The sequence below is a fragment of the Gemmobacter fulvus genome, assembly GCF_018798885.1.
GTDB classification, from domain to species: domain Bacteria; phylum Pseudomonadota; class Alphaproteobacteria; order Rhodobacterales; family Rhodobacteraceae; genus Gemmobacter; species Gemmobacter fulvus.
The window spans coordinates 1,060,275-1,086,123 of record NZ_CP076361.1 but is presented as its reverse complement, the minus strand read 5'-3'; the positions used below and the strand labels follow the sequence as shown (position 1 = coordinate 1,086,123).

The window sequence follows — 25,849 nt, the reverse complement described above, 5'->3', positions numbered from 1 at the left end:
CAAGGGCACCCGACTTGCGCTTTACATGCAGGCCGCGAAAAGCGCACGGGTATTTTCGCGCGTCATTTCAATCGGATTGCCGCCACAGCTCGGATCTTCCAGCGCCATCTCGGTCAACTCGTCCAGCCGAGCCGGATCAACGCCGAGCGCGGTCAGATTGGCCGGGATGTTCAGCTTGCTGCGCAGCGTCATCACGGCGGCGCGGAAGCCGTCGAAGCCCCCGGCGATGCCCAGATAGGCCGCTGCCTTTTCGATCCGGTCTTCAATGGCGGCGCGGTTGTAATCCAGCACCATCGGCATCACCACGGCATTGGTGGTGCCGTGATGCGTATTGTAGACCGCGCCGATCGGGTGCGACAGCGAGTGGATGGCCCCCAGCCCCTTCTGGAAGGCCACGGCCCCCATGGCGGCGGCCGACATCATATGCGCCCGTGCGTCGAGATCGTTCGGGTTGTCATAGACGACCGGCAGGTTTTCAAACACCAGCCGCATGCCTTCCAGTGCGATGCCCTGCGACATCGGATGGTAGAACGGGCTGCAATAGGCCTCAAGGCAATGCGCCAGCGCATCCATGCCGGTGCCTGCGGTGATGAAGCGCGGCATGCCCACGGTCAGACCCGGATCACACAGCGTGACCACCGGCATCAGCTTGGGGTGGAAGATGATCTTTTTCTTGTGCGTGGCACTGTTGGTCAGCACGCCGGCGCGGCCCACTTCGGAGCCAGTGCCAGCGGTGGTCGGCACGGCAATGATCGGGGCGATCTTGTCGGCATCGGCGCGGGTATACCAATCGTCGACATCCTCCAGATCCCAGACGCTGAGGCCCGGTTTCTGATGTGCCATCAGGGCGATCATCTTGCCAAGGTCGAGCGCCGAGCCGCCGCCGAAACAGATCACGCCATCATGGTTCCCGGCCAGATAGACCTTGATGCCGTCGGCCATATTGGCCTCGTTCGGGTTGGGGTCGACCTCGGAGAACACCGCATCGCCCAGCCCGGCGGCTTTGAGAATGCCGCGCGCCTCGGCGGTGATCGGCAGGGCGGCCAGCGCCTTGTCGGTCACCAGCAGCGGGCGCTGGATGCCGCTGGCCTTGCAATGCTCGGCCAGTTCGGCAATCCGGCCCACGCCGAATTTGATCGCGGTCGGGTAAGACCAGTTCCGGTTCGGAACGTTATGGGTCATTTCGTCACCTTTTTCAGATGGTAGGATTTCGGTCGGGTGACCGAATGGAAACCGAGATAAGACAGCGAGCCGCCGCGCCCGGTATCCTTGCAGCCGGTCCAGCACAGCGCCGGGTCAAGGTAATCGCAGCGGTTCATGAACACGGTGCCGGTTTCGATCTGCGCGCCGATCTCGGCGGCCTTGTCGGCATCCGCCGTCCAGATCGAGGCGGTCAGCCCATAGGGCGAGTCGTTCATCAGCGCCAGTGCCTCGTCGTCGCCCGAAACCTTCATGATGCCAACGACCGGGCCAAAGCTTTCTTCCATCATCACGCGCATGGAGTGATCGACATTCACGAGGATCTGCGGCGCCAGATAGGCCCCACCGTCATCGGCAGGGAAATGGGCCGGGTCGATCAGCGGCTTTGCCCCGGCGGCAATCGCCTCGGCCACCTGGGCGCGCACCACGGCGGCAAAGCGTTTGTTGGCCATCGGCCCGAGGGTGGAGGCCTGATCGAAAGGATTGCCCAGTTTCAGGGCATTGACCCAGGCCACCGCCTTTTCAACAAAGGCGTCATACAGGCTTTCATGCACATAGATACGCTCGATGCCGCAGCAGCACTGGCCCGCATTGTACATCGCGCCATCCATCAGGCTGTCCACCGCCGCGTCCAGATCGGCATCGGCGCGCACATAGCCGGGATCCTTGCCGCCCAGTTCCAGCCCGAGGCCGGTAAAGGTGCCTGCCGCCGCCTTTTCCATCGCAGCCCCCCCGCCCACCGAGCCGGTGAAGTTCACGAAATTGAACGCGCGCGACTGGATCAGGTGTTCGGTCGTGGCATGATCCAGAACGACATTCTGGAACACATCGGCGGGCACGCCTGCGGCGTGGAAGGCCGCCGCCAGACGTTCTCCCACCAGCATGGTCTGGCTGGCATGTTTCAGCACCACGCTGTTGCCCGCGATCAGGGCCGGGGCCAGCGTGTTTATGGTGGTGAGATAGGGGTAGTTCCATGGGGCGACGATGAACACCACGCCCACGGCCTCGCGGGCCAGATAGCGTTTGAATGTCGCGCCATCCTCGACCACCTGCGGCGCGAGCGTGTCTGCCGCGATCCCGGCCATATAATTGGTGCGGTCGTTCACGCCGCCCCATTCGCCGCCAAAGCGGGTCGGGCGACCCATCTGCCACGCCAGTTCTTCAACCAGCGTTTCCTTGCTTTCCAAGAGCTTGGCGACACCGGCCTTGACCAGCGCGATACGCTCTTCCAGCGGGCGCGCGGCCCAGCCCTTTTGGGCGGCCTTGGCCGCCTTCGTAACGGCAACTGCCGCCTCGCGGCTCAGCGGCTGGCGTTCGGCATAGACCGAGCCATCCACCGGCGAGATCAGTTGAATGGGTTTCATCGTGTTTCGTCCTTCGTAGGGCGGGCATCGGCCCGCCGGTCCCTGCGGGGGTGGGGACGCGGCCCCACCCGACATTCTCATGCGCGGTCAAAGCTGCGCGCCAGTTCCCAATCCGTCACCACGCGGTTCTGTTCCGACAGTTCCCATTGCGCGGCGTGGTGATAATGTTCGACCACATCATCGCCAAAGGCGGCGCGCAGCATCGCCGATCCGTGCAGCGCGGCGGCGGCGGCCCCCAGCGTGCGCGGAATTTCCCGCACATTGCCCGCCTGATAGATGTCGCCGGAAATGGCGGGTTCCAGCGCCATCTTCTTGTCGATACCGTCCAGCCCCGCCGCCAGCAGAGCCGCACAGGCGAGATAGGGGTTCAGATCGGCCCCGCCAATGCGACATTCCACCCGCACGGCCTTGGTGCCCTCGCCACAGACGCGGAAGCCCGCCGTCCGGTTGTCCAGCGACCAGACCGCCTTGGTGGGGGCGAACATGCCGACCACGAAGCGTTTGTAGCTGTTGACGTAGGGGGCGAGGAAATAGGTGATTTCCGCCGCATGGGCCAATTGCCCGGCCATGTAGTGTTTCATCAGATCACTCATGCCATGGGCATCAGCGTCGTCGCGGAAGGCGGGTTTGCCATCCTTCCACAGCGATTGATGCACATGGCTGGAGGAACCGGCCTTGCTGTGATGGTATTTCGCCATGAAGGTGACCGAGGCGCCATGCTGGTCTGCAATCTGTTTGCAGCCCAGCTTGATCAGGGCGTGCATATCTGCGGTATCCAGCGCGTCGGAATAGCGGGCATTCACCTCTTCCTGCCCGGCATCGGCCTCGCCCTTGGAACATTCGATCGGAATCCCGGCATCCCACAGCTTGCAGCGGATGTCGCGCATCACGGGCTCATCGCGCGAGGTTCCCCAAATCGAATAATCGACATTGTGCCGCGCCATCGGGGTCATCTGGCGGTAGCCAGAGTCGAAGAGCCCGGCAAAGCTTTCTTCAAACAGGAAAAATTCCAGTTCGGTCGCCATCATCACATCAAAGCCCATGGCGCGGGCGCGGTCGACCTGAGCTTTCAGAATCGAACGGGGCGCATGGGGCACCGGTTTGTGGCTGTGGTGATCCAGCACATCACACATCACCAGCGCCGTGCCCGCAGCCCAGGGGATGCGGCGCAGCGTGGCGAGATCGGGTTTCATCACATAATCGCCATAGCCCGCCTCCCAGCCGGTCGCCTTGTAGCCGGGCACGGTGACCATCTCCATATCGGTGGCCAGCAGGTAGTTGCAGCAATGGGTTTCCTCATGGGCACTGTCGAGGAAATGCTGGGCGTGAAAGCGTTTGCCCATCAGGCGGCCCTGCATATCCACGATGCAGGTGACGACGGTGTCGATCTCGCCCGCGGCAACGGCGGCCTTCAGGGCATCAAAACTCAGGTTGGCAGGCATCTTGGGCCTCGTCTCTTTGGTCAGGGGAAAGGGATCAGCGCAGGCGGAACAGCGGGTGGCCCCCGCCGAATTCCGGCTTTCGCGGCCAGGAGGCCGGGCGAATATCTGCGGTCATGATCGACGCTCCCTGTGGCGCTGCGGCCATCATAATTTGATCATATATCGCGGAGGAAGGGTGCGCAATCGCTGCGCACCCTTCGGGGTCTTGCCCCTAGGATCAGGTATAGCGGTAAGGGCGGCCGGCCTTCACCTGCACGTCATTATACTTCTTGATGATCTCGACCACCTTGGCCTTGACTTCGCTTTCGGCGGCGATTTCATCCCAGAAGGTCTGTGCGGCGGCCTCGACGGTGGCCCATTCGGCATCAGGAATGGTGGTCAGTTGCAGCTTGCCGCCATTGATGCGCAGATCGGCCTCGCCTGCCCAATACCAGTGCTGGCGATAGTAGTGCGACTGCTCGAAACAGGTTTCCAGCAGCTTTTGCAGATGCGGCGGCACTTCGTTCCAGCGGTCCATATTGGCAAAGAAATGCCCGATCCACGCGCCCGAGATATTGTTGGTCAGGAAGTAGTTGGTCACGTTGGACCAGCCGACAGTATAGACCTCGGTGATGCCGGACCATGCGATGCCGTCCAGCTCGCCCGTCTGCATCGCCACTTCGATGTCTTCCCACGGCAGGGTGACTGGCACCACGCCGAACTGCGTGAGGAAACGGCCCGCCGTCGGGAAGGTGAAGATGCGTTTGCCTTCCAGATCCTTCAGGCTATTGATCGGATCCTTGGTCGAGAAATGGCAGGGATCCCACGACCCGGCCGAGATATGCTTGACGCCGACCTTGGCATATTCTTCTTCCCAGATCGCCTTCAGCCCGTATTTGGTGAACAGCGCAGGCACATCAAGGCTGTAGCGCAGACCCAGCGGGAAGTAGCCGCCGAACACGGTCACTTCGGTCGGCGAGGCCATGCTGTCATCATCCGATTGCACGCAGTCGATGGTGCCCGACTGCATCGCCTGAAACAGTTCGCCCGTTGGCACGATCTGGTCGGCAAAGAACAGCTCGATCTCCATCTGGCCATTGGCGATGGCGTTGAAGGCATCGACCGCCGGTTTCACCACATGCTCGCCCAGGGCGGCACCGGCATAGGTCTGCATCCGCCATTTGATCGGCGCCTGCGCCCGCACCACGGCAGGGGTGGCCAGCGAGGCGGCACCTGCGAGTGCGCCGGTGGTCAGAAACTTGCGTCTTGTGGTCATGGGTAACCTCCGTTGGGATGGGATGTTGCGCGGGGGCGGTTTGGCCGCCCCTCATCTGTTCAGTTTCCGTAAATCGTGTCCGGCAGCCACAGCGCCACGCCGGGGAACACCATCACCGTGATCAGCATGAGCACCATCAACACCACAAACGGCACGACCGAGCGGTAGATGTCGCCCATGCTGATTTCGGGCGGGGCAAAGGCGCGCATCAGGAACAGGTTGTAGCCGAAGGGCGGGGTCAGATAGGCGATCTGGCAGGTGATGGTATAAAGCACGCCATACCAGATCAGATCGAAGCCGAGGGCCCCCACCAGCGGTACATAAAGTGGGGCGACGATGACCAGCATGGCGGTGTCGTCCAGAAACATGCCCATCACAAGGAAGGACAACTGCATCAGGATCAGGATCGTCCAGGGGCCCATGTGCAGCTGATCGACAAACAGCCCTTCGATGGCCTTGACGGCGCCCAACCCGTCAAACACCGCGCCGAACGACAGGGCGGCAAGGATGATCCACATGAACATGCAGGAAATCGCGAGGGTGGAACGGGTGGCCACCTCGAACACTTCGGCGGTAAATCGGCGCTTGACGACGGCGGCAACCACCGTGGCTGCAACCCCGATCACCGAGCTTTCGACAAGGCTGGTCCAGCCCTTGATGAAGGGGATCATCATCGCGGCAAAGATCACCAGTGGCAGCAACCCGGCCCGCAGCAGGCGCAGCTTTTCGGCCATGGTGATCTGCGCGCGTTCCTCTTCGTCCAATGCCGGACCAAGATGGGGCTGAAACCAGCAACGGATCCAGATATAGGCGATGAACATTGCGGCCATCATCAGGCCCGGAATGATGCCCGCCAACCACAGCTCTGACACCGGGGCGCGGGCGATCATCGCATAAAGCACCAGCACCACCGACGGCGGGATCAGGATGCCCAGCGACGATCCGGCCTGAATGACGCCGGTCACCATCAGCTTGTCATAACGCCGCCGCAACAGCTCGGGCAGGGCGATGGTCGAGCCGATGGCCATGCCCGCCACCGACAGGCCGTTCATTGCGGAAATCAGCACCATCAACAGGATCGTGCCAATCGCCAGCCCGCCGGGAATCGGGCCGAACCAGACGTGGAACATCTTGTAGAGATCTTCGGCCAGCCGGGTTTCGCTCATCACATAGCCCATGAACACGAACATGGGCAGCGTCAGCATCGGATACCATTTCATCAGCTTCATCGAGGCCGAAAAGCCCATGGTCTGCGCCCCGGTGCCCCAGAGCGTCAGCGCGGCCACCACGGCGACAAAGCCGATCACGCCGAACACCCGCTGCCCGGTGATCATCATCAGCAGCATGGTCGAGAACATGAGTGCCGCAATCATCTCATAGGCCATCAGATCGTCTCCCCGCGAATGGTGGCAATATCGCGGATCAGGTAAGCGATGGATTGCAGAAGCATCAGGAAAAAGCCCAGGCACAGCACCAGCTTGATGGGCCAGAGATAGGGCCGCCAGGCGGTCGGGCTGCGCTCCAGCCGACCGATCTCGGGCCAGCTCAGCCCCAGCGCCCCCGGTTCGGTCCATTTCAGGCCGAGGGAATAACCAAAGCTGTCAAACGCCCCCCAGAGCATGACCCCCAGATAGAAGATCAGGGCCAGCACGGTGAAGGCATCGGTCCAGGCGCGTTGCCGGTCGCTCCAGCGGGCATAGAACAGGTCCATGCGCACATGGCTGCCCATCTGCATCGAATAGGGTCCGCCGAGGATGTAATAGGCCACCATGGCAAACTGCGCCGCCTCCAGCGTCCAGAGCGAGGGGTTGAAGAAGGTCTTGGAAATGGCCGACCACATCAGGATCGCCATCAGGACGAACAGCAGATACATCGCAAAACGCCCGACGCCGTAGTTCAGCCGGTCAACGATGCGGACAAAAATTATGCTCCAGCGTGGCATGGTCATCCCGTCTGTGTAAGGGCGGTCAGGGCGGCGGCCAGACAGGGCGCCAGCCGGTCGGCCATGGCTTCTTCTGCCGCAGCCGTGGCAATCAGATCATTGCGGATTTCCAGCATCGCATTGGCCAATCCATAAGGCGTGGCGTGCAGGCGCAGCGTATGGGTCACATCATCCGCCGCGGAATAGGGCGCGTTCAGCCCGCAGACGAGCCCGCTCTGCGCCTCGGCTGCCGCAAGGATGGCGCGGGGCAGCGCCGGATCGGCATCATGAATCACCCCGAATTCAACCGCGCGCGGCTGGCCGAAATAGATGGGCGTAAAGCTGTGGACCGTCACGATCACCGGTCGCCGCCCCAAGGCGATGCGCTGGGCAATCAGCCCATGCAGGGCATCGTGGAACGGCAGGTAGATCGCGGCGGTGCGGGCGGCGCGGTCCTCTGTCGTGATCTGCGCATTGCCCGGAATATCATGCAGTTCGGACCGCGCGGGCATCGCCCCCGGCATGTCGGGCGCGCGGTTGCAATCATAGATCAGGCGGCTGACCGTGGCATGGATTGTGGTGGCATCCAGCCGCGCTGCCAGCGCCCGCATCAGCCCCAGCGCCCCGGGATCCCAGGCGATATGCGCCTGCTGCTGCGCCTCGGACAGGCCCAGATTGCCCCAGGGTGCCGGAAAGGCATTGGACGCATGTTCGCAGACCAGGATCACATCCCCGCTTGCGTGCATGTTCTCGATCACGGGCAAGAACCGCCCGCTGCTGTCTGGTGTCAGTGCAGTCATTGCTGCGAGTCATCCCTGTTGTTGCCCTCAGCGTCCTCTGCGCGAGGCGTCTCTGTCAAGAATTTTTCTTCCGCTGATTTTCTGTTACAATGTTTTCCAAATCGGTGCAGACTGCATCCATCGCAGGGCAATCACGGCGGCGGCAGGGCAGGAGAGCGGGATGGAGATCAGCGTCGAAGATCGGATGCGCAGCGCCTTGCCGGATCTGACACGGGCCGAGCGGCAACTGGCCACGCATATCCTGCGCAATTACCCGGTGGCGGCGCTCGGCTCGATCACCGCGCTGGCCAAGGCCGCCGAAGTTTCGACCCCGACGGTGGTGCGGCTGTGCCAGAAGCTGGGCTACAAGGGCTATCCCGATTATCAGGGGGCGCTGCGCGGCGAGGTGGAGGCGATGCTGCTTTCACCGCTGGCCAAGCATGATCGCTGGGCAGGCGGTGTGCCCGATACCCATATCCTCAACCGTTTTGCCGATGCGGTGGTGGCCAACCTGCAAGCGACGCTGGGCCAGATTGACCATGCCGAATTCGATGCGGCAGCAGAATTGCTGGCCGCGCCCTCGCGCAGTGTGTTTGCCATGGGCGGGCGGATCACCCATGCGCTGGCGGATTACTTTGTCACCCTGATGAAGGTGGTGCGGCCGGATGTGACGCTGTTGTCCGATATGTCCAACACTTGGCCGCCGGCCTTGCTGGATATGCGGCGTGGCGATGTGCTGCTGGTGTTCGATATTCGCCGCTATGAAAACTCGGTGCTGCAACTGGTGGAACTGGCGGTGGAGCAGGGGGCCGAGGTGATCCTGATCACCGACCGCTGGGTCTCACCCGCTGCCGCCCATGCCCGGCACACGCTGGCCTGCCATGTGGAGGCCCCCAGCGCCTGGGACAGCACGGTGTCGATCACGGTGCTGGTGGAAACCCTGCTTGCCTCGGTGCAGACGCTCAGCTGGGCACAGACCGAGGGGCGGCTGAAGCGGCTGGAACAGCTATATGACCGGTCCCGCTTTTTCCGCCGCCACCGCTGATCTGCGCTCAGGCGAAGAGGAAATCACCCGCGTCAAAGGTCTCGGCATCCGCGCCGATCACCCGCAGCGTCGTTCCCGCGAATTGCAGGACCACGGCATCGCCCTGAACCGGGATCAGGATGCGGATGTCGTCAAACTCCGCCGCGCCTTTCGTGATGCGGATCCGGTCCTGGCCATCGCGGAAATCCGTCAGCACATCGCTACCATCGGCGGCGCCAAACACAAACACATCCGCCGCGGATCCGCCCGAGAGCATATCGTTGCCCTTGCTGCCCCGCAGCGTATCGCGCCCCGCCCCGCCATAGAGGCTGTCGGCCCCGGTGCCCCCGTCCAGCGTATCGGCCCCCGACCCGCCCCAGAGCCGGTCGTTGCCGCCAAACCCCAGCATCCGGTCATTGCCCGCCATTCCGGTGACCTGATCGCGGTAATTGGTCAGCAGCATCACATCCGCGCCGCTGAACGCCTTGGCCATCAGCGCCACATCATCCGACTGGTCATCGCGGCTTTGCGATGCGGCGCGCAGGGCGGCGGCATCAATCGACAGGCCGCGCATGACCATGTTCACATGCAGATCGCCGCCCGGAACGGTTTCGGTCACGTCAAACAGATCGGTGATGGTGCCGCGCCGCAGATTGCCCTGCCGGTCCAGCGTCAGGTCGGGGCTGTTCCAGAACAGGTGCGCGACGATGGCGGGGCCCTGTTCATAGGCGATATTGATCACATCGCCCAAGGCCACACCGGACAGGCTGCTGCCCCGGCGGTCTTCGATGGTCAGACTGTCGGCGTTGTAGACCAACTCGCTCAGGTCCAGCTCGGGAATTCGGAAATCCATGCCGGTTGTCGCACGGCGGGCGGTCATCGTAACCATGTCATCCTCGGGTAACTGCACGAGGATCAGCGGTAAAGCAGCGCAATCGCGCTGTAAACGGGCTTATGGCACCGCCCCCGCGACCGCGCTGCGCCGCAGGCCCGACCCCGCATTGACCGCCACCGCCGCCATCAGAACCGCGCCCCCTGTCAGGGTGCCCGCACTCGCCGTCTCGCCCAGGGCAAGCCAGACCCAGACCGGGGCCAGCATCACCTCGACCAGACTGAGCAGCGTGAGTTCGGCAGCAGGGATCACCCGGCTGCCCAGCGTATAAAGCACCATGCCCCCGGCGAGTGTGACGGCCCCCATGCCCGCCGACAGCGCAATGTCAACCAGTGGCACGGCCAGCGTTCCGGCCCCGGTCAGCACCAGCATTGCCGCCCCGGTCACGATGGAGAACACACCGCCCAGGGCCACGGCAGGCATCATATCGGCCAGCTTGCCCCAGCGCAGGCTGACGGTGAAGGCGGCAAAGCCGAAGGCAGACAGCAGCGCCGCGATATTGCCCGCCATGGCACCGATGGCAAAGCCTTCGCGCACCATCAGGAAGATGCCGATGGCGGCAAGCCCGATGGCGGCCCAGGTCGCATTGCGCACCGGCTCGCGCAGCACCAGCCAGCCCAGAACCGCCGCAAAGAACGGCGAGGCGGAAAACAGAAAGACCGCCATGGCGACGCTTGTGGTCTGAAAGGCGAAGATCGCGCCCGCAAAGGCAAAGACCAGCCCGAGGCCACCCAGAACCCCGGCCACCCCCACCGCGCGCAGCCTTGCCAGCACCTGCCCGCCCGAGCGCCAGGCGACAAAGCCCAGCAGAACCGGAACCATGCCGACCGAGCGCCAGACCAGCACCGCCCAGGTGCCTGCCTCGGTGATATTGCGGATGATCAGGCCCTGCACCGACCACAGGATGCCAGCCAGAACCACCAGTGCCACGCCCGTTCCGTATCGCATCGCCCGCCCCCATATGGCCTTGTCACAGACCCGCGCCCCAGCGGCGCGGATCCGGTGTCTATGCCGCCCCTGCCGCTGTCAGCGGGGCGCGACCGTGCTGGGCGCACCGCCTTCGAACAGATTCGGGCGGGCGTAATCGCAGGGCGCTTCCTGCATCTGGAGATGCAGCAGATTGCCGGTATAGGGATGCGCGCGGGCGACATCCTCGTCAAAGTCGATGCCGAGGCCGGGGGCCTCGGGCGGCAGGATATAGCCCTCTTCCCAGCGGATCGACTGTTTGATCAGCTTCTGGTGGAAGGCCCCGCCGGTCTCGATGGTTTCGGCAATCAGCAGATTGGGGATCGAGGCGGCGAAATGCACATTGGCCGCCCATTCCACCGGACCGGCATAAAGATGAGGGGCCATTTCGGCATTGAACACTTCGGCCATGGCCGCGATCTTCTTGGCCTCCCAGATGCCACCGACACGCCCGAGCGCGGGTTGCAGGATCTTCACACCGCCCGCCCGCAGCAGGGTGCCGAATTCGGCCTTGGTGGTCAGCCGCTCGCCCGTGGCCAGCGGCACCCGCACCGATCGTGCCACTTCGGCAAATTCCAGCAGATTGTCGGGCGGGATCGGTTCTTCATACCAGAGCGGGTTATAGGGCTCCAGCTCGCGCCCCAGACGGATTGCGCCGGGGGTGGTGAACTGGCCATGGGTGCCGAACAGCAGATCGGCCCGATCCCCGACCGCGGCGCGGATCGCCTTGCAGAAGGCGACCGAGCGGCTGATGTCGGACATGGCTGGCTCATGCCCACCACGGAGGGTATAGGGGCCCGCGGGATCGAATTTCACCGCTGTGAAGCCCAGATCGACAAAGCGCAAGGCGGCCTCGGCGGCAGCATCGGGATCGACCCAGAACTGCGCGGTTTCCTTGCCGGGTTCGGGGTAAAGATAGGTATAACTGCGGATCCGGTCATTCATCCGGCCGCCCAGCAGGGCCCAGACCGGGCGGTTGCGCGCCTTGCCCAGGATATCCCAGCAGGCAATCTCCAGCCCGGAAAACGCGCCCATCACCGTCGGATCGGGGCGCTGGGTGAAACCCGCCGAATAGGCGCGGCGGAACATCAGCTCGATGTTTTCGGGGTTTTCGCCCTGCATGTGGCGGCTGAACACATCCTCGATCACCGCGCGCATGGCCTTGGGGCCGACGGTCGATGCGTAACATTCGCCGTAGCCGACAATGCCGCAGGCGGTGGTCAGTTTCGGGAAGATCCAGTAGCGCCCGCCCCAGCCGGGCGCGGGGGGGGCCACGACGAAAATCTCGAGGTCTTGCAGCTTCATGTCAGCGCCCTTTCACACCGGAGCACCGGGGGCTTTGCGCCCCCGGACCCCCGCAGGATATTTTTGCCAAGATGAACCTAGGCGGCAGGTGTGCCGGGCTCGCGCGTTTTCACGACAAAGACCACGACGGCAGCGACCATCAGCAGGGCGGAGAGCAGGAAAGGCGCGCCGGGCCAATGGAAGGGCGCGGCGTCGCGCGTGAAGATGCCGAAGATCCAGGTCATCACCAGCGGGGCCAGGATCATCGAGAGGGCGTTGAGCGAGGTGGCGATGCCCTGCAATTCGCCCTGCTGGGTTTCCGGGGTGGCGCGCGACATCATCGCATGCAAGGCCGGGCCGGTGACGCCGCCAAAGGCCGAGATCGGGGTGAACAGCAGGGCCAGCAGGCCGGAGCTGACAAAGGCGTAGAAGCCATAGGTGGTGACTTCGGCAGCCATGCCGATCAGGGCGGTGCGGCGTTCGCCAAAGCGTGTGATCATCGGCTGCATCAGCGTGGCCTGTGATACGGCCATGCAAATGCCGAAGATCGCCAGCGACAGGCCGATCCACCAAGCATCCCAGCCGAAGGCGGCCTTGCCGTAATAGCTCCAGATCGCGGGCCAGACGTTGAAGGTGACGGCGTAGATAAAGCTGACCAGCAGCAGCGGCTTGAGCCCGGGCAGGCGGCGGATGGCGGCAAAGGAGGAGAGCGGATTGGCGCGGGCCAGGGTGAAGGGGCGGCGCAGATCCGGGCGCAGGCTTTCGGGCAGGATCAGCAGGCCAAAGGCGAAATTGCCAGCCGCCAGCAGGGCGGCGGCCCAGAAGGGGGCGCGGCTGTCGATCCCGGCCAGCAGGCCGCCGATCATCGGCCCGGCGACGAAGCCCGCGCCGAAGGCGGCCCCGATCAGGCCAAAGCGTTTGGCGCGGTCGTCCGGGGCGGTGATATCGGCCACATAGGCATTGGCCGTGCTGTGGGTGGCCGCTGCCATGCCTGCGATGATGCGCCCGATCAGCAGCAGCCAGACCGTATGGGCAAGGGCCATCAGCACATAATCCAGCGCCATCACCGCCAGCGAGGTGAGCAGCACCGACCTGCGCCCGAATCTGTCGGAGAGATTGCCGACGATCGGTCCGCACAGAAACTGCATCACCGCAAAGGCGGCGGTCAGCACCCCGCCCCAGAGGGCGGCATCTGCGAGGCTGCGCCCGGTCACCTCGATCATCAGATCCGGCATCACAGGAAAGATGAGGCCGATGCCGATGGCATCCAGCAGGACGGTCAGCAGGATGAAGGTGAGGGCAAGATTGGGGCGCATGAGAGGCTCGACGCGGAAGGGGCAGGGTTACATCGCAGCGGCAAGGTGGTGCAGCGCGTCGGCAAGGCGGTCTGGCATGGCAAAGAAGGGTGAATGGCCGGAGGGCAGATCGCGGCGCGGCATCCGGCCTGCCATGGTGACCTGATACGCGGGCGGTATGGCGCGGTCTGTCTCACAGGCGACATAGGCGCGCGGCAGATGCGGCGCGTGGTGCAGCGTCAGCGCGGTTTCCTGCGGCTGGACCGGCTCGGGGCTGAGGTGCTGTCTGGCAAAGGCGATGCGGTCGGGCGGGCAGTCGTGATAGAGGATATCGCTGACCCGGGCCGGATCAAAGTCAAACGCCGCGCGGTCGGCGCTGAGGCGCAGCGTGCCTGCCAGCGGCTGTGACGGCCCGGCGCGGCGCATCTGTGCCAGGCTCTGGCCCGACACCGGCACATAGGCGCAGACATGGATCAGGCCACGCACCAGATGCGGTGCCTGTTCGGCGGCGGCGGTGATGGCAAAGCCGCCTGCGGAATGGCCGACGAGGATGGTGGGTTCGGTCAGCTGGCCACAGATCGTCCGCGCATAGTGATCGAGCGTGACCTGCGCGGGTGGGCTGCGCGGCAGGTCTATGGCGGTGGCCATGTTGAAAAACGGCAAGACATCGCGCCAGCACCATGCGCCATGGCAGGAGCCGTGAACGAAAAGAAAGCGCATGTTCTCAGGTCTTTCCGGGTCAATCTTCACATCGGGCGAGGGTATGGGGCGGGCGGCTGAATGTTCGATTCAGATATGGCCGATCCGGTCGAGAAAGGTGCCGAGCAGGGTGGCGAAGGCGGCGGGCTGATCGACGGGGGGCAGATGGCCTGCGCCGCGCAGCAGGTGATATTCGGACCCCCGCACCAGACCGGCGGTTTCGCGCACCAGATCGGGCGGGGTGGAGCCATCCTCGCTGCCCGCGATGACCAGTGTGGGCAGGGTCAGGCTGGCGGTCGGGGTATAGAAATCCGCGCCCGCAATCGCGGCGCAGCAGCCCATATATCCGGCAGGGGGGCAGGCCAGCAGCCGGTCGCGCCAGGCTGCATCGTGGCCTTCGGCACGGAACCGGCGCGAAAACCACCGCTCCATCGTGGGCTGGGCGACCGCCTCCATGCCCTGTGCGGCCACGGCGGCGATCCGGTCGTGCCATTGCGTGGCAATGCCGATCCGGGGGGCGGTATTGCTGAGTACCATGGCGCGGACCAGATCCAGCCGCTTGACCGCCAGCCCCTGCGTCACCAGCCCGCCGAGCGACAGGCCGACAAAAACGCAGTCCTTGACCGCCAGATGATCCAGCAGCCGTTCGGCATCGCGCACCAGCGCCCCCATGGCATAGGGGGGCGTCGGCACATCCGATCCGCCATGGCCACGCAGGTCATAGCGGATCAACCGCAGGCCCGGCGGCAGCAGCGGCAGCACCGCATCCCAGAGCGTCAGATCCAGACCAAGCGCATGGGCAAACACCACCGCCGGGCCGGATTTCGGGCCGTCCTCCCGGTAATGCAGCCGCAGATCGGGCAGATAGGCAATGCTCATCGGTCAGCCTGCGTAATGGGTCAGGGCGGTCTGGAACAGATCGGCGTCGATATTGCCGCCTGTCGCCACGGCGATCACGTCTTCACCTTCGATCTGGTCACGGCGGAACAGGGCGGCAGCCAGCGCCACGGCGCCGCCCGGCTCCAGCACCAGTTTCAGCCGGGTGAAGGCGAGGGCGATGGCGCGCATCGCCTCTTCATCACTGACCACCAACCCGGGGCCGCAGAGCCGCTGGTTGATTGGAAAGGTGATCGCGCCGGGGGCAGGGGTCACGATCGCATCACAAAGCGACCCTGCCGCCCGCGCATTGCGCTGCACCGATCCGCTGGCCAGGCTGCGGGCGGTATCGTCAAAGCCTTCGGGTTCGCAGGGGCGCGGGCGCAGGGCGGGGGCGCGGCTTTCCAGCGCCAGCGCAATGCCGGCCGTCAGGCCACCACCGCCGCAGCATACCAGCACATCGGCATGTCGGATGCCCAGTTCCACTGCCTGTTCGGCAATCTCCAGCCCGGTTGTGCCCTGCCCGGCAATCACCTCTGGCTCGTCATAGGGGCGGATCAGGGTCAGCCCGCGCGCCGCCGCAAGCCGCGCCCCGATGGCATCGCGGTTTTCGCGCACGCGGTCATAAAGCACGACCTCGGCCCCATAGGCCCTCGTATTGGCGATCTTGAGACGCGGCGCGTCCGAGGGCATGATGATGACGCAGGGCGCTTCGTGCCGGGCGGCGGCCAGTGCCACCCCCTGCGCATGATTGCCCGAGGAATAGGCGATGACCCCCGCCGCGCGCTGGTCTGGTGTCAGAGCCGACACCGCCGCCCAGCCGCCACGGAATTTGAATGATCCGGTATGTTGCAGACATTCGGCCTTCACCCAGACGCGCCGCCCGGCAATCTCGTTCAGAAAGGACGAGCCGAGCAGCGGTGTGCGGACGGCATGCCCGGCCAGACGGAAACTGGCGGCTTCGATCCGTGCGATATCGCTCATGTCATGGTCTCCAGCCAGCGGCGGATGACGGCCAGAGCCGGCGGTTCATCCAGAAAGGGGATATGGGCGCGGTCGGGCACCTCGGCCACCAGCATGTCGGGGGCGCGGCGCTGCATTTCCGCGACCGTTGCGGGCGACAGCAGATCGGAATTCGCGCCCCGGATCAGCGCCAGAGGAAGGCCGACACAGGCATCGAACAGCGGCCAGGCATCGACCTCGGGGCCTTGGAAGGCCGCAAGGAAGGCGTCGCGCAGGGCGGGATCATAGGTGATGCGCAGCCCACGCTCCGATTGGGTATAGTGCTTTTGCGCCTCTTCCAGCCAGCGCGCCTCGGGCACATTGGCAAAACCCGGCATGTTGCGGGGCAGGGCGGCGGCCAGCGCCGCATGGGTTTTGGCATTGGGATTGCGCCCGACGTAGTCAAAGATCCGCTCCAGCCCCGGCCGGTCGATCACCGGGCCGATGTCATTGAGGCAGATGCCCAGAAGGCGCGGTTTGGCGACCGCCGCCAGCAGCATCGCAATCAGCCCGCCGCGCGAGGTGCCCAGCACCGCCGCCTGCGCGACGCCCAGATGATCCAGCAATTCCAGCGCATCGCTCCCCTCTTGCGGCACGGTATAGGTGGTGGCCCCGGTCCATGCGCTGGCGCCGCGCCCGCGATAATCCATGCGGATCAGGCGCAACGGTGGCAGATGTGGGGCAAGATAGTCAAAATCCGCCATCGTGCGCGTCAACCCGGCAAGGCACAGCAGCGGCAGTCCGTCGCCGGTATCGGAATAGGCGATCTGTGCCCCGTCGGAACTGGTGAAAAATTGGGTCATGCGATGGCATCCCTGTGTGAGGCAGAAATTGGGGGTAGGCCCGTGGGGCTGTGCGGCGCGGGCCTTTCGGACCCGGTCCGGCGCTGCCTGGACATAGCGCCGCCCGCGCAAGATACAAACCGAGGCGGGGTGCGCTTTGCGAAAAACCGCTCAGGAACAGGACCATATCTGCGAACACGCGCCGGTCGGGCCCGCAGGCCGCAGGTCACAGATGCAAGAGGGCGGCAGGTCATGGTTCGTCTCCTGCCGCCAGCCTGTCACAGCGCGGCGGCAGGTTAAACCCCCTGTGCGGCGGGGCGGCGTCCATTCGTCGCGCTTGCTCCGCGCAGGCAGACCCCCTAAACCCGGCACGCAAGACAGGAGAACGCCATGGCCCGAGGACCGTCATCCCTGCCCGACCGGGCGGCATCGAAACGTGTAGGTGCCCTGGCCGGGCTGCGGCCCTTCCTTGCGCCCTATCGGATCATGGTGCTCGCGGCCTTGGCGGCGTTGACGCTGACCGCGACGGTCAGCCTGATCCTGCCGCTGGCGGTGCGGCGGGTGGTGGACAATTTCAACACCGGCTCGGCCGAGCTGCTGGACCAGTATTTTGGCGCGGCCCTGCTGATTGCAGCCGCCCTGGCGCTGGGCACGGGGGCGCGGTATTACCTTGTCACCCGCTTGGGCGAACGCGTGGTGGCGGACATTCGCCGGGCGCTGTTCGACCGGATCTCGGGCCTGTCGCCTGCGTTTTTTGAACGGATCCTGACCGGCGAGGTGCTGTCGCGCTTGACGACCGACACCACGCTGATCCTGTCGGTGATCGGCTCGTCGGTCTCTGTCGCCTTGCGCAACGTGCTGCTGCTGCTGGGCGGGCTGGTGTTCCTGTTCTTCACCTCGGCCAAGCTGACCGGGCTGGTGCTGCTGATCGTGCCGGTAGTGATCGTGCCCATCGTGCTGCTGGGCCGCCGCCTGCGCGCGCTGAGCCGCGACAATCAGGATTGGATTGCCGCCTCGTCCGGTGCCGCCGCCGAGGCGCTGTCAGCGGTGCAGACCGTGCAGGCCTATACCCATGAGGCGCGCACCCGCGCGGCCTTTGCCGATGTGACCGAAAAATCCTTCGCTTCGGCCCGCACCCGCATCGGCACCCGCGCCGTGATGACGGTGATCGTGATCTTTCTGGTGTTCACCGGCATTGTCGGGGTGCTGTGGATCGGCGCGCGGGACGTGCGCGCGGGGGCGATGAGCGCGGGCGAGCTGGTGCAATTCGTCATCTATGCGGTGATGGTGGCCGGGGCTGTCGGGGCCTTGTCGGAAATCTGGGGCGAATTGCAGCGGGCGGCAGGCGCGACCGAGCGGTTGGTGGAGCTGCTGCACACCACCGACACGGTGCAGGATCCGGCGCAGCCGCAGGCACTGCCGCGCCCGGTGCGCGGTGAGATCCGCTTCGAGGGGCTGCATTTCGCCTATCCGGCGCGGCCCGATACCTCGGCGCTGAACGGCGTTGATCTGCATGTGCTGCCTGGTGAAACCGTGGCGCTGGTCGGCCCGTCGGGGGCGGGCAAGACCACCATCCTGCAATTGCTGCAACGGTTCTACGATCCGCAGCAGGGGCGCGTCACGCTGGACGGGATCGACCTGCGCGATATGGCGCGCGGCGATTTCCGCCGGGCGCTGGCGCTTGTGCCGCAGGATCCGGTGATCTTTGCTGCAACGGCGCGGGACAATATCCGCTTTGGTCGCCCCGAGGCCAGCGATGCCGAAGTAGAGGCCGCCGCCCGTGCCGCCGCCGCGCATGACTTCCTGACCGCGCTGCCCGAAGGCTATGACACCGCGCTGGGCGAGCGGGGCGTGATGCTGTCGGGCGGGCAGCGGCAGCGGGTGGCGATTGCCCGCGCCATTCTGCGCGATGCCCCGGTGCTGCTGCTGGACGAGGCGACCTCTGCGCTGGATGCCGAAAGCGAACGCGCCGTGCAGGCGGCGGTGGAGCGGTTGGCCGAAGGCCGCACCACGCTTGTCGTGGCGCACCGCCTTGCCACCGTGAAACGCGCCGATCGCATCGTGGTCTTTGATCAGGGCCGCATCGTGGCGCAGGGCACGCATGAGGCGCTGGTGGCAGAGGGCGGCCTTTATGCCCGCCTTGCCCGGCTGCAATTCACCGATGGGCAGGCCTGATCCCGCGCAGGGGGAATTTCGGCGCATTTCTCCGCTGGAACCACTGTCGCGCCTGCGACATTGTTCCTGTGCAACGCTCCGGCTGTGGCAGCATGAGGCTGCCGGAGCTGGTGAACAAGGAGTATCATCATGGGTTTGTGGTCATTTGTGAAAGACGCGGGCAGCTCGCTCTTCGGGTCCAAGGCCGAAGCGGCAGAGGCCCCCGAGGCGGCAGCCGCCAAAGAGGCGGCGCTGAAGGCCGAGGTTGAAAAGCTGGGCCTGGATGCCAAGGGCGTCGAGATCAAGGTGCAGGGCGACAAGGTGGTGCTTTCGGGCAAGGCCGCCACGCCGGAAGCACAGGAAAAGGTGATCCTTGCGGTGGGTAATGTGGCTGGCGTGGCCGAGGTCGAGGCCGAAGACCACCTGGATGCCGCGGCCCCCGTGTTCCACACCGTGAAGAAGGGCGACACGCTGTCGGCCATTGCCAAGGCAACGCTGGGCAATGCCAACCGCTATACCGAGATCTTCGAGGCCAACAAGCCGATGCTGTCGCATCCCGACAAGATCTATCCGGGGCAGATGCTGCGCATCCCGCAGGCCTGACGGCACAGACGCGGCGGCCGCCTCCTCCGGTCGCTGCGTTTTTTATCCCGAGGACGACAGACAGGCGGGACGTGACGCGGCGTTTGGCCCTACACTTCGGCTCTGACGTTGCGTTGTCGCCACAGCGATGTCTTGCGAGAGGGGCGTAAACCCCGCATTTTCGCAGAAAGAACAGATCCCGGCGCACCGGGAGCAGGGGAGGAGACTGCGATGGGAAGCTTTGCCAATCTGGCCGATATCAAGGCCATCGAGGCGGAAAAGACATGGGAAGCGCGCGGCGCGGCGCGCAGCATCCATGAATTTCTCAGCCGGGCGAAGGCGGCGCATGGTGCCCGGCCTGCGGTGTCCTATCAGCTGACCTCCGGCCCGCAGGATGCCTCGGAAACCCTGACCTGGGCCGACTTGCACGCGCGCACCACGCAGGCCGCCAATCTGTTCCGCAGCCTTGGGGTGGGCGAGCGCGATGTGGTGGCCTATGTGCTGCCCAATTGTTCCGAAACCGTGTTCACGCTGTTGGGCGGCATGGTGGCGGGCATTGCCAACCCGATCAATCCGCTGCTGGAGGCCGAGCAGATCAGCGCCATCCTGCGCGAAACCAAGGCCAAGGTCGTTGTCACCTTGCGCGCCTTTCCCAAGACGGAACTGTCGGCCAAGGTGGCCGAGGCGGTGAAACATGCGCCATCGGTCAAGACCGTGCTGGAAATTGATCTGCTGCGTTACCTTAAACCGCCGAAAAAATGGATTGCGCATTTCCTGCGGCCCAAGGGCACAGTGAGCCATAGCGCCAATGTCAAAAGCTTTCATGCCGAACTGAAACGCCAGCCCGCAGACCGGCTGACCTTCACCGATCAGACCGCTGACCGGGTGGCGGCCTATTTCCACACCGGCGGCACCACCGGAATGCCCAAGGTGGCCCAGCACAAGGTATCGGGCATGGTCTATAACGGCTGGCTGGGGCATCGCCTGCTGTTCCGTGAAACCGATATTGTCCTGTGCCCGCTGCCGCTGTTCCATGTGTTCGCGGTCTATCCCATTCTGATGTCGATGATCGCCAGCGGCGCGCATGTCGTGTTTCCGACACCGGCGGGCTATCGCGGCGATGGTGTGTTCGACAATTTCTGGAAGCTGATCGAACGTTGGAAAGTGACCTATATGGTCACGGTGCCCACGGCGCTGGCCGCGCTGATGCAGCGCCCGATCAACGCAGATGTCAGCACGCTGCGCGGGGCGTTTTCTGGCTCGGCCCCGCTGCCGATCGAACTGTTCAACCGCTTTGAAAAGGCGACCGGCGTGCAGATCGTGGAGGGCTACGGCCTGACGGAATGCACCTGCCTCGTGTCGGTCAACCCGCCGGATGGCAACAAGAAAATCGGCTCGGTCGGGATTCCCTTCCCCTATACCCATGTGCGGATCCTGAACACCGATGGCACGGGCGGGTTCCGCGAGGCGGGGGTGGATGAGGTGGGCGAAATCTGTGTCGCCAATCCCGGCGTGTTTGAAGGCTCGACCTATACCGAGGTCGACAAGAATCGCACGCTGTTTGCCGAAGGCCGCTATCTGCGCACCGGCGATCTGGGGCGGCTGGATGGCGACGGTTATCTGTTCATCACCGGCCGCGCCAAGGATCTGATCATCCGGGGCGGCCACAACATCGACCCCGCCGTGATCGAAGAGGCGCTGATGGGCCATGAGGCGGTCAGTTTTGTCGGGGCCATCGGCCAGCCCGACGCCCATTCGGGCGAATTGCCCTGCGCCTATGTGGAACTGGTGGCCGGGGCGACAGTCACCGAGGCGGCGTTGCTGGACTATGCCAAGGCGCATATCCATGAACGCGCTGCCGTGCCGAAACATATCGAGATCCTGTCGGAACTGCCCAAGACCGCCGTCGGCAAGGTCTTCAAGCCGGATCTGCGCCGCCGGGCCATCATCCGCATCTACAACGCCGCCTTGGCCGAAGCCGGTCTTGCCCCGCGCGTGGTCGAGGTGGTCGAGGACAAGAAACGCGGGCTGGTGGCCCGTCTGTCGCCGCAGGGCGATACGGCGGCGGTGCAGGCGGTGTTGGGCCAGTTCACCCAGGCATGGGAGTGGCAGGCAAAAGCCTAACGTTGCGTCAACAAACAGGCTTGCGGAAATCTGCGGCCTCGCCAAAAGTTGATGGCGTGGGTTGTGGGAGAATACTGATGGCACGCGGCGTGTTTGCAGGTGCAGTTCTGGTGGCGGGCCTTGTTGCGGCTCAGGGTGGGATGGCCGATCCGGTGTCGGAGCGGCTGTTCACCCACAAACACTGGATGGTGGAGATCGTCGGGTTTGACGATGGCTCGTTTTCCTGTGTGGCGCAGGTTTCCGATGGCGATGACACGTTCTCGGTCTGGGCTGATCCGTGGAACCCGGTGAAATTGCAGTTCTATTCCACCAGCTGGGATTTTTCGGATGGCGGCAGCGCCGATCTGGGCGTGCAGGTGGACCGGCGGTCGCCCTGGTCGCTGAGCGATGCGGAGCTGTATCAGAATTCGGTGCTGTTCAACCTGCCCGAAGGCGATGCCTCCACTCGGTTTCTGATGGAGGTCGTCGGCGGCAGCACCCTGCATCTGAGCAATGACAGCGGATCAAAGGTTCAAAGCTATTCGCTCGCCGGGTCTTCGGCGTCGATCCGGGCGCTGACGGAATGTGTGGATGCGCTGGCGGATGAGGGCGACGGCAATCCGTTCAATTGAGCTGCGATTGGGCCACTGCGCCGTTATAGGGCGGTGTCCATCCAGATGGTCACCGGCCCGTCATTCACCAGTTCCACCGCCATATCGGCCCCGAAAATACCATTGGCGGTGGGCAGGCCCTCGGCCTGCATACGTTTGGTGAAATAGGCATAAAGCCGATTGCCGTCCTCGGGGGCGGCGGCGGTCGAAAAGCCGGGGCGGTTGCCGCGCAGATCGGCGGCCAGCGTGAACTGGCTGACGATCAGGCAGGCCCCGCCGATATCGCGGACCGAGCGGTTCATCTTGCCTGCCTCATCCTTGAAGATTCGCAGTTTGGCAATCTTGGAGGCCAGGTGATCGGCCTGCGCCTCGGCATCGCCCTGCATGGCACAGACGAGGATCAGCAGCCCCGCGCCAATCTCGCCGGTGATCTGCCCGTCCACCGTGACCGAGGCCCGGCTGACGCGTTGGACAACCGCCCTCACAGCTCGTGCCGCCAGGGCGGATTGGCCCCGGCGCGGCTGACGGTGATGGCGGCGGCGCGGGTGCCAAGGGTCAGCGCGGCATCCAGAACCGCATCGGGCAGCGCCGCCACGGCGGCTTTGGTCAGCGCGCCCGCGTCATGCAGCGCCGCCAGCACGCCCGCGTTGAACGTATCGCCCGCGCCCACGGTATCGGCCACGGTGACCTTGGTAGCGGCGACAAAGCGGTCCTGCGTGGCGGTGACGGCCCGCGCGCCCGCCGCACCTTCGGTGATGAACACCACTTTCGGCCCCTGTGCCACAAGGCTGCGGGCCAGTTCGGTCACATCGCCCTTGCCCATCAGCCAATGCAGATCTTCGTCCGAAAGTTTGACGATATCGGCGCGGACGATCATCCGGCCGATGCGGGCGCGATAACCTGTCTCATCGGTGATGAAGCCGGGGCGGATATTGGGGTCGATCATCGTCACGCGGGTCGGGGCCTCGCGCATTTGCAGCGCCTCATAGGTGGCGGCGGCAGGGTCATTGACCAAAGAGATGCCGCCGAAGAACAGCGCGTCGCAGTCGGAGGGCAGGGCAGGCAGGTCGGCAATCGCCAGCATCCGGCCCGCCGTGTTTTCATCGTAAAAGGCATAGGTCGCCTGACCATCCACCAGTTTGACAAAGGCAACGGTGGTCGGGCGGGCCGAGCGAGCGGCAAAGCCGGTATCGACCTTGGAGGCGGTCAGCGTGTCAATCAGGATCTGCCCCAGCATGTCGGTGGACAGGCCCGAGAAAAACGCCGAAGGCGCGCCCAGCCGCCCCAGCGCCATCGCCGTGTTGAACACCGCCCCACCCGCATAGGGGGCAAAGGCGGCCTCGCCCAGCGTGCTTTCGCGCGGCAGCATGTCAATGAGCGCCTCACCACAGCTCAGAATCATTTCAACCTCCCCGGTGTTTTGGCGCTTATACCCGATTGCGCGATGTTAGCGCAAACATTTGCTCAGGCGGTGAAGAATGGCGCCAGATTGCTGCGCACGCGGTCCAGAACGGTGGGGCCAGACAGATCGGGCACAAAGGCTGTGCCGGTGATCGCCTCATAGGCCTGAATATAGACTTTCGAGGTTGCCTCGATCATCTCGGCGGGGATTTCGGGGATGTCGTCCTGATAGGGGTCGCAGCGGGCGGCGACCCAGGCGCGGATCACGTCCTTGTCAAAGCTGGGCGGGCGGCTGCCGTCGCGCAGCGCCGCCTCATACCCATCGGCCAGCCAATAACGGCTGCTGTCGGGCGTATGGATCTCGTCCGCGAGCAGGATATTGCCCGCGGCATCGGTGCCGAATTCGTATTTGGTATCCACAAGGATCAGGCCGCGCACGGCGGCCATCGCCTGTCCACGGGCAAACAGTGCCAAGGCCTTGGCCGACACGTCATCCCATTGTGCTTGCGTCAGCAGACCTTGCTGCACGATTTCGGCGGCGGTCAGCGGCTCGTCATGGCCGCCGTCGAACGCCTTGGAGGTCGGGGTGATGATGGCTTGCGGCAGCGCCTGATTGTCGCGCAGCCCGTCGGGCAGGGTGTGGCCATACATCGCGCGCTGGCCCTTTTTATACAGGGTCAGAACCGAGGTGCCGGTGGTGCCCGCCAGATAACCGCGCACCACGATTTCCACCGGCAGAATGGTCAGCCGCTTGCCGATCACCACATTCGGATCGGGATAGGTCAGAACGTGATTGGGGCAGATGTCCTGCGTGTGATCGAACCAGAAGCGCGCGGTCTGTGTCAGCACCTGACCCTTGAACGGGATCGCGGCCAGAATCCGGTCAAATGCGCTGATCCGGTCGGACGAGATCAGGATGCGCCGCCCCTCTGGCTGATCGGCGCTTGGCGGCAGATCATAGCAGTCGCGCACTTTCCCGAAATAGGGATTGGGCAGTTCCGGGATACGGGCTTGGTCGAGAACGCGCATGGGGCACTCCGGGTTCGGGATGGCTGGCTATCGCCCGAGGGCGGGGCGGAGTCAATCTTGCTGGCCCCGCGCCGGGTAGCGGGGGCCAGCGATGATCGGCTATTTGCTGAAATAGGCCGCCGCCCCGGCGAGGATCAGCGCCACGAGCACGGCAAAGGCAATCTTCCACGCGGAATAGGGCCGTTCGCCCTGCACCTTGCCGGTCTGGCCATTCACCACGAACCGATAGGTCTTGCCGTTGTATTTATAGGCCGCCATCCAGACCGGCAGCAGGATGTGCTTGAAGGTTTCCGCCGAATATTCGGTATCAATGCTGCTGACGCGCTGTTCATCGCCGCCGATATCGGCGCGCACGTCCTGATGGATGACACCGGCCATCACCTCTTGCCCGCGCGCCCAGCCTTCCTCCAGCCCGATGGTGTAGCCTTCGGCGGTGAAGCCTGCCAGATAATCGGCGGCATAGGGGGTGAGCTGCGTCAGATCCCAGGGCGCCAGCGCATCGGTATACCGCCGGGGCAGCGACTGGCTGGCCAGCACCAGAACATCGTCAAAGACGCGGGCCACCCGGCCCCTTGCGGCATACCAGCGGGTTTTGCGCACCTGCTCCTGACGTTGTTTGCCATCCACGGTGACGGTGCGGGTTTCATAGTAGTATTCGCCGCGCTGGCCGCTGTACTCGCTGCGGGTGCGGGCATCGAAGGTCCAGTAGGGCACATACAGCCCGTTCAGCGCCCGGCCCTTGCGGGCATAATCGACCAGCCCGTTCGGCGCAAACCACAACCGGCCCAGCCACGAAACCATCGCCGCGCGCGCTGCCCGTTCCTCCAGTGCGAAGGGCAGCACGGCTTGCGGCTTGATCTGGCGGTTGGTGCCGGTGCCGATGACAACCGGGGTGGCGCAGAACGGACATTCGGTGGCGTGTTGCGCCCCCTGAAACTCCACCAGTGATCCACAGGACGGGCAGGGCGTGGTGCGCACCTCCTCCATCGCGCCGGGCGGCAGGGTATTGGCCAGCGCCTGATGCAGATCCAGCTCGCCCATGCGGCGCGCCTTGGCGCGCGGACCGGCGGCGGGGATTTCCTGCACATGGCCGCAGTGATCGCAGCGCAACGAGGTCTGGCCCGGCGCAAAGCGCAGATCCGCCCCGCAGCTGGAGCAGGGAAAGCGCGTTTCAGTTTCGCTCACGGG

24 protein-coding genes are annotated in these 25,849 nt (G+C 64.6%); 5 read left to right on the top strand and 19 right to left on the bottom strand.

Annotated features, from left to right (window positions below):
* Positions 1–21: 21 nt before the first annotated feature.
* The 7 genes from KM031_RS05345 to KM031_RS05315 form a co-directional block, all read right to left on the bottom strand.
* Positions 22–1,182, bottom strand: a complete 1,161-nt coding sequence (locus KM031_RS05345) for an iron-containing alcohol dehydrogenase (RefSeq protein ID WP_215503503.1) — start codon at positions 1,180–1,182, stop codon at positions 22–24.
* The gene (locus KM031_RS05340; RefSeq protein WP_215503502.1) at positions 1,179–2,564 is read right to left on the bottom strand and encodes an aldehyde dehydrogenase family protein; all 1,386 of its coding nucleotides are present in this window, start codon (positions 2,562–2,564) and stop codon (positions 1,179–1,181) included. Before KM031_RS05340 ends, KM031_RS05345 begins: the two co-directional genes overlap by 4 nt.
* Positions 2,565–2,641: 77 nt before the next feature.
* Complete coding sequence (locus tag KM031_RS05335) at positions 2,642–4,006, bottom strand: glutamine synthetase family protein (protein WP_215503501.1); 1,365 nt, start codon at positions 4,004–4,006, stop codon at positions 2,642–2,644.
* A 217-nt stretch (positions 4,007–4,223) separates the two neighbouring features.
* Positions 4,224–5,261 (bottom strand): TRAP transporter substrate-binding protein, encoded by a 1,038-nt coding sequence (locus tag KM031_RS05330; protein ID WP_215503500.1) that lies wholly within the window; start codon positions 5,259–5,261, stop codon positions 4,224–4,226.
* A 59-nt stretch (positions 5,262–5,320) separates the two neighbouring features.
* Complete coding sequence (locus KM031_RS05325) at positions 5,321–6,646, bottom strand: TRAP transporter large permease (RefSeq protein WP_215503499.1); 1,326 nt, start codon at positions 6,644–6,646, stop codon at positions 5,321–5,323.
* On the bottom strand, positions 6,646–7,203 hold the full coding sequence (locus KM031_RS05320; RefSeq protein WP_215503498.1) for a TRAP transporter small permease subunit: 558 nt from the start codon (positions 7,201–7,203) through the stop codon (positions 6,646–6,648). Before KM031_RS05320 ends, KM031_RS05325 begins: the two co-directional genes overlap by 1 nt.
* Before the next feature lie 2 nt (positions 7,204–7,205).
* Positions 7,206–7,982, bottom strand: coding sequence for an N-formylglutamate amidohydrolase (locus tag KM031_RS05315; protein ID WP_215503497.1), 777 nt, complete (start codon positions 7,980–7,982; stop codon positions 7,206–7,208).
* Positions 7,983–8,142: 160 nt separating this feature from the next.
* Here KM031_RS05315 and KM031_RS05310 point away from each other — a divergent pair, with 160 nt between their 5' ends.
* On the top strand, positions 8,143–9,006 hold the full coding sequence (locus KM031_RS05310) for a MurR/RpiR family transcriptional regulator (protein WP_215503496.1): 864 nt from the start codon (positions 8,143–8,145) through the stop codon (positions 9,004–9,006).
* A gap of 7 nt (positions 9,007–9,013) precedes the next feature.
* On the opposite strand, the gene KM031_RS05305 is transcribed toward KM031_RS05310, so the two are convergent.
* The 8 genes from KM031_RS05305 to KM031_RS05270 form a co-directional block, all read right to left on the bottom strand.
* The gene (locus tag KM031_RS05305) at positions 9,014–9,874 is read right to left on the bottom strand and encodes a calcium-binding protein (protein ID WP_246566787.1); all 861 of its coding nucleotides are present in this window, start codon (positions 9,872–9,874) and stop codon (positions 9,014–9,016) included.
* Positions 9,875–9,937: 63 nt separating this feature from the next.
* Positions 9,938–10,825 (bottom strand): DMT family transporter, encoded by an 888-nt coding sequence (locus KM031_RS05300; RefSeq protein WP_215503495.1) that lies wholly within the window; start codon positions 10,823–10,825, stop codon positions 9,938–9,940.
* A gap of 78 nt (positions 10,826–10,903) precedes the next feature.
* On the bottom strand, positions 10,904–12,148 hold the full coding sequence (locus KM031_RS05295) for a mandelate racemase/muconate lactonizing enzyme family protein (protein ID WP_215503494.1): 1,245 nt from the start codon (positions 12,146–12,148) through the stop codon (positions 10,904–10,906).
* Between the two features lie 77 nt (positions 12,149–12,225).
* Positions 12,226–13,443, bottom strand: a complete 1,218-nt coding sequence (locus KM031_RS05290) for a TCR/Tet family MFS transporter (RefSeq protein WP_215503493.1) — start codon at positions 13,441–13,443, stop codon at positions 12,226–12,228.
* A gap of 27 nt (positions 13,444–13,470) precedes the next feature.
* On the bottom strand, positions 13,471–14,142 hold the full coding sequence (locus KM031_RS05285; protein WP_215503492.1) for an alpha/beta fold hydrolase: 672 nt from the start codon (positions 14,140–14,142) through the stop codon (positions 13,471–13,473).
* 69 nt (positions 14,143–14,211) lie between these two features.
* Positions 14,212–15,000, bottom strand: a complete 789-nt coding sequence (gene pcaD, locus KM031_RS05280) for a 3-oxoadipate enol-lactonase (RefSeq protein WP_215503491.1) — start codon at positions 14,998–15,000, stop codon at positions 14,212–14,214.
* A gap of 3 nt (positions 15,001–15,003) precedes the next feature.
* Complete coding sequence (locus KM031_RS05275) at positions 15,004–15,981, bottom strand: threonine ammonia-lyase (RefSeq protein WP_215503490.1); 978 nt, start codon at positions 15,979–15,981, stop codon at positions 15,004–15,006.
* Positions 15,978–16,802 (bottom strand): alpha/beta fold hydrolase, encoded by an 825-nt coding sequence (locus tag KM031_RS05270; RefSeq protein ID WP_215503489.1) that lies wholly within the window; start codon positions 16,800–16,802, stop codon positions 15,978–15,980. Before KM031_RS05270 ends, KM031_RS05275 begins: the two co-directional genes overlap by 4 nt.
* 369 nt (positions 16,803–17,171) lie before the next feature.
* Here KM031_RS05270 and KM031_RS05265 point away from each other — a divergent pair, with 369 nt between their 5' ends.
* The 4 genes from KM031_RS05265 to KM031_RS05250 all read left to right on the top strand — a co-directional run bounded on the left by KM031_RS05265 (position 17,172) and on the right by KM031_RS05250 (position 22,252).
* Positions 17,172–18,956 (top strand): ABC transporter transmembrane domain-containing protein, encoded by a 1,785-nt coding sequence (locus KM031_RS05265; RefSeq protein ID WP_215503488.1) that lies wholly within the window; start codon positions 17,172–17,174, stop codon positions 18,954–18,956.
* A gap of 129 nt (positions 18,957–19,085) precedes the next feature.
* On the top strand, positions 19,086–19,538 hold the full coding sequence (gene lysM / locus KM031_RS05260; RefSeq protein WP_215503487.1) for a peptidoglycan-binding protein LysM: 453 nt from the start codon (positions 19,086–19,088) through the stop codon (positions 19,536–19,538).
* Between the two features lie 210 nt (positions 19,539–19,748).
* Positions 19,749–21,641: an acyl-CoA synthetase gene (locus tag KM031_RS05255; protein ID WP_215503486.1), complete on the top strand. Its 1,893-nt coding sequence runs from the start codon at positions 19,749–19,751 to the stop codon at positions 21,639–21,641.
* Between the two features lie 77 nt (positions 21,642–21,718).
* Positions 21,719–22,252, top strand: coding sequence for a hypothetical protein (locus KM031_RS05250; RefSeq protein WP_215503485.1), 534 nt, complete (start codon positions 21,719–21,721; stop codon positions 22,250–22,252).
* A 23-nt stretch (positions 22,253–22,275) separates the two neighbouring features.
* Here the strand turns inward: KM031_RS05250 and dtd are convergent, their stop codons facing one another.
* The 4 genes from dtd to KM031_RS05230 all read right to left on the bottom strand — a co-directional run bounded on the left by dtd (position 22,276) and on the right by KM031_RS05230 (position 25,846).
* On the bottom strand, positions 22,276–22,716 hold the full coding sequence (gene dtd, locus KM031_RS05245; protein WP_215503484.1) for a D-aminoacyl-tRNA deacylase: 441 nt from the start codon (positions 22,714–22,716) through the stop codon (positions 22,276–22,278).
* Complete coding sequence (locus KM031_RS05240) at positions 22,713–23,633, bottom strand: carbohydrate kinase family protein (RefSeq protein WP_215503483.1); 921 nt, start codon at positions 23,631–23,633, stop codon at positions 22,713–22,715. Before KM031_RS05240 ends, dtd begins: the two co-directional genes overlap by 4 nt.
* Before the next feature lie 62 nt (positions 23,634–23,695).
* The gene (locus KM031_RS05235; protein WP_215503482.1) at positions 23,696–24,661 is read right to left on the bottom strand and encodes a phosphoribosylaminoimidazolesuccinocarboxamide synthase; all 966 of its coding nucleotides are present in this window, start codon (positions 24,659–24,661) and stop codon (positions 23,696–23,698) included.
* A 99-nt stretch (positions 24,662–24,760) separates the two neighbouring features.
* The gene (locus KM031_RS05230; protein WP_215503481.1) at positions 24,761–25,846 is read right to left on the bottom strand and encodes a TFIIB-type zinc ribbon-containing protein; all 1,086 of its coding nucleotides are present in this window, start codon (positions 25,844–25,846) and stop codon (positions 24,761–24,763) included.
* Between the last annotated feature and the right edge of the window lie 3 nt (positions 25,847–25,849).